The sequence below is a fragment of the Marinobacter sp. B-12 genome, assembly GCF_056857915.1.
Genome location: NZ_JBSXOB010000061.1, coordinates 192,900 through 198,899, shown reverse-complemented (window position 1 = coordinate 198,899; position 6,000 = coordinate 192,900). Strand labels below are relative to the sequence as shown.

General features: G+C 55.5%; 5 protein-coding genes. 1 reads left to right on the top strand and 4 read right to left on the bottom strand.

Annotated elements, in window-relative coordinates:
* The 4 genes from AC13D2_RS16240 to AC13D2_RS16225 all read right to left on the bottom strand — a co-directional run.
* The coding region (locus AC13D2_RS16240) for an outer membrane protein assembly factor BamB family protein (protein ID WP_482938913.1) at window positions 1–1,527 on the bottom strand (1,527 nt) is incomplete at its 3' end.
* A gap of 201 nt (window positions 1,528–1,728) precedes the next feature.
* A complete protein-coding gene (locus AC13D2_RS16235; RefSeq protein ID WP_292049789.1) occupies window positions 1,729–2,409 on the bottom strand; it encodes an SIR2 family NAD-dependent protein deacylase in 681 nt (226 codons plus the stop codon).
* Window positions 2,410–2,441: 32 nt separating this feature from the next.
* On the bottom strand, window positions 2,442–2,948 hold the full coding sequence (locus tag AC13D2_RS16230) for a DUF2244 domain-containing protein (RefSeq protein ID WP_036209612.1): 507 nt from the start codon (window positions 2,946–2,948) through the stop codon (window positions 2,442–2,444).
* A 44-nt stretch (window positions 2,949–2,992) separates the two neighbouring features.
* Entirely contained in the window at window positions 2,993–4,396 is a 1,404-nt protein-coding gene (locus tag AC13D2_RS16225) for an FAD-binding oxidoreductase (RefSeq protein WP_199447206.1), read from the bottom strand.
* Window positions 4,397–4,576: 180 nt separating this feature from the next.
* Here AC13D2_RS16225 and serA point away from each other — a divergent pair, with 180 nt between their 5' ends.
* On the top strand, window positions 4,577–5,806 hold the full coding sequence (gene serA / locus AC13D2_RS16220) for a phosphoglycerate dehydrogenase (protein ID WP_278367367.1): 1,230 nt from the start codon (window positions 4,577–4,579) through the stop codon (window positions 5,804–5,806).
* Window positions 5,807–6,000 lie beyond the last annotated feature (194 nt).

The following is a 6,000-nucleotide window of genomic DNA, read 5'->3' as shown; positions in this document are numbered from 1 at the left end:
ACCATAGCTCAACAACCTCGAACCCGCAGAAGCAACCACATAGTCACCGCTCGGATGAACCGCTATTTGTCCATCGTCACCATCAAGTTCGTGAGTTTCCACCAACTCCATCAGCCGGTCATCAAACTCATTCTCCGACGGGTCAAGGCCCTGCCCGTACTCGTATTCGTTGGTGTATCTGTCACCATCCAGGTCTTCCTCGGCATCATCCACCAGAGGGTCCAGACCATACGCCAGCTCAAAATCGTCCGGCAGCCCATCGCCATCGGTGTCATCGTCGTAGACGTCTGCAATACCGTCTCCGTCAGTATCAAAACACTTGTCAGCTTCATCGAGGAACACATCCACTGCGTCAGGACAATGGTCTCGATCCCCGTTCGGGTGAACTCTATTGTGACGATCGCTATAGCCAAACATTGCCCATTGAGCAGAGCCTTCAGAACCAGCGTCAATCGATCGTTCTAGAAGTTCTCCGTTCTTGGAGACGAGGTACAACTGATTGGTAGTCGAGAGGGAGGCGGAGGAGTAAAAACCTGAGTCGTGATCATATTGAGATGTATTACTCAGATAACCATCAGAATAATCCAGCGAGTAAATTGTTCCTGACGTTGTAGCCACGTATACGGAATTATCGGGCCCTATAGCTGGAGTAGAATATACCTTCGAAGCCAGTGGCAAAGTGCTTGCAACAGAACCTTCAGGGCTAACGGCATAAACCGTGCCCGAGTCGTAGGTAACCGCGATGACCGAGCCGTCATGAGCAACAACGGGTGACGAAGCTATGCGGCCATCGACATTGACTTCCCACAAGAAATTGCCGTCGCCATCAAGAGCTGTTAGCCGATTACCATAAGACCCAAAATATACGTTCCCGAACCAATCGACCGCTGGCGAGGAAACTTCCCCGCCCGCGCTGTATTCGAATTCGATGCTCCCAGTGGATCCATCCAGGGCGTAGATTGACCCATCAGCCGTGCCAAAATAGACGTGGCCTCGCGGACCAATTACGGCAGAGCTGCCAATTTCCGCACCCAACTGCACTCGCCACTTCAAATCACCACTTGAGCCATCGATTGCAAAAAAATCACCGGATCGATTGCCTATGAAAACAGTTCCATCAAGAGAGACCGCAGCGGAAGAATATATTGGGTAACCAGTATCGAAAGACCAAAGCTTCTGGCGACTCAGGGTGTCGATGGCATACAGGTGACCATCATACGAGCCTACAAAGAGAACACTTTCAGAACCGACTGCGGGCGTGCCACCCACCTCCGCGCCAATGCTAAAACTCCACTCCTCCCCACTCTGAGAAATGGCATAAACATTACCATCAGCACTTCCAACATAGCGGTTTCCGGCCTCATCGATTGCGACGGTCGAACCGATATTTTTGCCAACGGTGTATTGATGAAGAAAGGTATCTGCGTGACTTGTTGCCGAGAAAAGCAAAAAATTGATAGCCACAACGAAGACATGGGAAAGACTACCCCACCGACGCATCGAAAACCGCTCGAGCCAAAAAGCCACAGGTCCTGACCTCCATTGTCTGGCTATCATGTAAGATGCGTCGCTAACTAGGGCACATCATGCGAAGCCCCTCATATTACATAGGGTTAATTGAAGTTTCTTTTCGTATCTTTAGTTAGGAGAAACGTGTCACAAAATTTGCTGCACGGATTTTGACCAAGGTATACGCAGAACTAGCCAAGAAGAGGCGATGGGCCATACTCATGGTTGAAGGTGAGCAACCCACTCAGCCACCCCCTCACCGGCCCCCTTGCGAATAACCCTGGCCCTGGAAAGGCTGGCCGGCTCGCCAGGATCAATCACCGTCACAGGCACATCGAAATCTACCAGATCCACCAAACCCGCAGCGGGATAGACCTGTAAAGAGGTCCCCACAATCAGCAGATGATCTGCCGTGGGCACGATCTCCGCCGCCGCCTCAATCATCGGCACTTCCTCGCCAAACCAAACAATATGTGGCCGAAGCTGGGAGCCGCGATCACAGGTGTCTCCAGGCTGTATGTCGTTGAATCCGATGTCGTAAATCAGTTCCGGATGCGTCGAACTGCGGGCTTTGGTGAGTTCGCCGTGCAGGTGTATAACATTGCTGGAGCCGCCCCGCTCATGCAGGTTGTCCACGTTCTGGGTAATGATCGTTACCCGGTAATGCTGCTCCAGCTCCGCCAGCAAGCGGTGGGCGTCATTTGGTTGTGCCGACTTCAACTGCCGTCGGCGCTCATTGTAGAAGCGCAGCACCAGTTCCTGGTTTCGGGCAAAGGCTTCTGGCGTCGCCACGTCATAGACACTGTGTTGTTCCCACAGGCCACCATTATCGCGAAACGTGGAGAGTCCGCTTTCGGCGCTCATACCGGCGCCAGTGAGCACAACGATGTGATCTTTCATACAGCAACACTTTGATTGTCAGATGAATGTAGTCAGAACCAGAGCTTCTCCGGCCTGCGCCGTTTTTCCACCCTCAGCCCATGCCTCTCCAGGATAGCAACCAGTTCCTCGGTGTCATCGATATTGAGAAAGGGTGCGAGGGAAATTTCCTCGCCCCGGAACTGCAGGTGAAGCTTTGGGGGAGTCCAGGGATGACGTGGCATGTCCTGCCATACGCGGGTGTGGCGCCGGGGCAGCTCCCATTCCCGCTCCTTCTGGGTCAGGCCTTTTTCCAGGCGGATCAGCTCCGGTGCGAACGTGAGCACTTCGCGCCTCTGGCACTGACGGGAGGTGTAGTAGAACGCCGCCGCCAATGCGGTCAACTCAAGGCCCGCAAACGGCAATACCGGCCATGCTCCGGCCAGTAGCATGCCAGTGGAAATAACCAGCGAAAGCAACACAGCCGCAAGCCAAATGCGGATATTGCCCCGCCAGTTCATGGACCGGTTGGGGGTCAGGAGAAAACAGTCGCCTTCACACTCGGAAAGCTGCTCTACCATTCAGGTCGCTCCCAGGAGCCACCACCCGCATCGCCTGAACGCCTTCAGTCAAAAATCTTGCCGGGGTTCATCACACCCTTGGGGTCGAACACCTGCTTGATGCCCCTCAGGTAGGCAATTTCAGCGGCGCTGCGCGTGTACTCCAGATAGGGTTTCTTGGTCATGCCGACACCATGCTCAGCAGACACACTGCCCTGATAACGTTCGACAATCTCGAAGACCCATTTGTTCACCTGCTGGCATTTCTCAAAGAAATCCTCTTTGGCCATGTCTTCCGGTTTGAGGATGTTCAGGTGCAGGTTGCCGTCGCCGATGTGGCCGAACCAGATAATCTCGAAATCCGGGTAGTGCTCGGTGACCACCGCGTCGATTTCCCGCAGGAATCCTGGCACCTTGGAAACCACCACAGAGATATCGTTCTTATACGGCGTACGCGGTGCAATGGACTCTGAAATGCGCTCCCGCAGTTGCCAAAGGTTCAGGGCCTGGGTTTCGCTCTGGCTGATAACGCCGTCCAGCACCCAGCCGTTTTCCACGCACTGTTCGAACAGCGCCATGGCATCGTCCATCACCTGGTCGGACACCGCCTCAAACTCCAGCAGCGCGTAGTACGGCGCCTCGGTTTCGAACGGCGCCTGCACCTGGCCATGGGCCAGCACATGCCCCATGGCCTGATGGGAGAAGAACTCGTAGGCGGTCAGGTCGATCTGCTTCTGGAACGCCTGCAGCACGTCCATGGTGTTGGTCAGGTCGTTCAGGCCCAGCACCAGCACGGTCAGGTTATCCGGCTTGCGAGAGAGCTTCATGGTGGCCTCGGTAATAAATCCGAGAGTGCCTTCCGCGCCAATAAATAGATGGCGCAGGTCGTACCCGGTGTTGTTCTTCGCCAGATCCTTGTTCAGATCGAGGATATCCCCCTTCCCGGTGACCACTTTCAGGCCAGCCACCCAGTCCCGGCTCATGCCGTAGCGGATCACCTTGATGCCGCCAGCGTTGGTGGAGAGGTTGCCGCCAAGCTGGCTGGAGCCGGCCGAGGCGAAATCCACGGGATAATACAGGCCGTTGTCTTCGGCATAGGTCTGCAGCTGTTCCGTCACTACCCCGGCCTGACACTTCACGGTGCGGTCGCTGGCGCTGAAGTCCAGGATCTGGTTCATGTTGTCAAACGCCACCACAACCTCACCATTGGCCGCCACGGCTCCGGCACTCAAGCCGGTGCGCCCACCAGAAGGCACCAGAGCCACCTGGTTCTCGTTGGCAAACCTCACCAGCGCCTGCACCTGTTCCGTCGTCTTGGGCAAAACAATGGCCACGGGCTTGGGTGGATAGATCTTCGTCCAGTCCTTGCCGTAATTTTCCAGGTCGGCCGCGTCAGTCAGCACTTTTCCGGGGGTCTGGCCCGCTTCCATCAGGGCTTTGAGGGAGGCAACGATCTGTTCAGGATTCATGGATAGTCCGGTCTCGCAAAGGGTTAATCAGGGCGTCGGTAAGCAGAGTTGATTCAGGTGGTCCGACGCGCTGTGAAAATCTGCGTTTATGGTATCATACCGCCCCTGTTCTGTGAGCCCGCCCGCCAACAGCGGTCCTCACGGGTCATTTCATGTGACGAAAGGTTCGGAAGCAAGCCCATGTCAAATACGTCTCTTGAAAAGAGCAAAATCCGCATTCTGCTGCTGGAAGGCGTGCATCAATCCGCCATTGATACCCTGAACGCCGCAGGCTACACCAACATCGAATTCCTGACTCATTCGCTGGCCGAAGACGAGCTGGTGGAGAAAATCGCCGACGCTCATTTCGTGGGTATCCGCTCACGCACCCAGCTGACCGAGAAGGTATTCGACGCTGCCCAGAAGCTGGTAGCGGTGGGCTGTTTCTGCATTGGCACCAACCAGGTTGATCTTCAGGCGGCGACCCGTCGCGGTATCGCTGTTTTCAACGCACCTTTCTCCAACACCCGCAGTGTGGCGGAGCTGGTTCTGGCCCAGGCGATTCTCTTGCTGCGCGGCGTACCTGAGAAAAGTGCCAAGGCTCACCGTGGCGAGTGGCTGAAGTCCGCCAAGGATAGCTATGAAATCCGCGGCAAGAAGCTCGGCATCATCGGTTATGGCAATATCGGCACCCAGTTCAGTGTGCTGGCCGAGGGCCTGGGCATGGACGTGTACTTCTACGATGTAGTGTCCAAGTTGTCCATCGGCAATGCGACACAGGTGGGGACAATGCAGGAGCTGCTGAACACCTGCGACGTCATCAGCCTGCACGTACCGGAAACGCCGTCCACCAAATACATGTTCAAGGCCGAGCAGTTTTCCCAGATGAAACCGGGCAGTATCCTGATGAACGCCTCCCGGGGCACCGTGGTCGACATTGACGCCCTGGCCGATGCCTTGGGCAGTGGCAAGCTCCTGGGCGCCGCCATTGATGTCTTCCCCGTTGAACCCAAGTCCAACAATGAAGAGTTCATCTCCCCACTGCGCGAGTTCGATAACGTGATCCTGACCCCGCACGTCGGTGGCTCCACCATCGAGGCCCAGGAAAACATTGGCCGCGAAGTGGCGGAAAAGCTGGCCATGTACAGCGACAACGGCACGTCTGTCTCTTCCGTGAACTTCCCGGAAGTGGCCCTGCCCTCGCATCCAAACCAGCACCGCCTGCTGCACATTCACGAAAACGTGCCGGGCGTGATGTCGGAAATCAACCAGGTGTTCTCGGAAAACGGCATCAACATCTGTGGCCAGTACCTGCAAACCAAGGAAGACATTGGTTACGTGGTGATCGACGTCGACAAGGAGTACGGCGAGCTGGCACTGGAGAAATTGCTGAAAGTCAAAGGCACCATCCGCTGCCGCGTGCTGTTCTGATCCAGACCGTATTTCAGCACCATGAAAAAGCCGGGGCCAACAGGTCCCGGCTTTTTCATGGCCAAACGGGCCAACTCCCCCACATGAGCTCTTATTAATCCGCTTTTACGGCGTTTGACCTTGAGATGTCATCAGATGCAGCCATGATGGAAGTGAACACTTCTACATTGCATCAGACATCTATCCTAAGGAGC

Bases quoted from the DNA above. Each gene is read 5' to 3' on its own strand.
- AC13D2_RS16225 (WP_199447206.1), bottom strand. From the start codon at position 4,396: ATGAATCCTGAACAGATCGTTGCCTCCCTCAAAGCCCTGATGGAAGCG.
- serA (WP_278367367.1), top strand. From the start codon at position 4,577: ATGTCAAATACGTCTCTTGAAAAGAGCAAAATCCGCATTCTGCTGCTG.
- AC13D2_RS16235 (WP_292049789.1), bottom strand. From the start codon at position 2,409: ATGAAAGATCACATCGTTGTGCTCACTGGCGCCGGTATGAGCGCCGAA.
- AC13D2_RS16230 (WP_036209612.1), bottom strand. From the start codon at position 2,948: ATGGTAGAGCAGCTTTCCGAGTGTGAAGGCGACTGTTTTCTCCTGACC.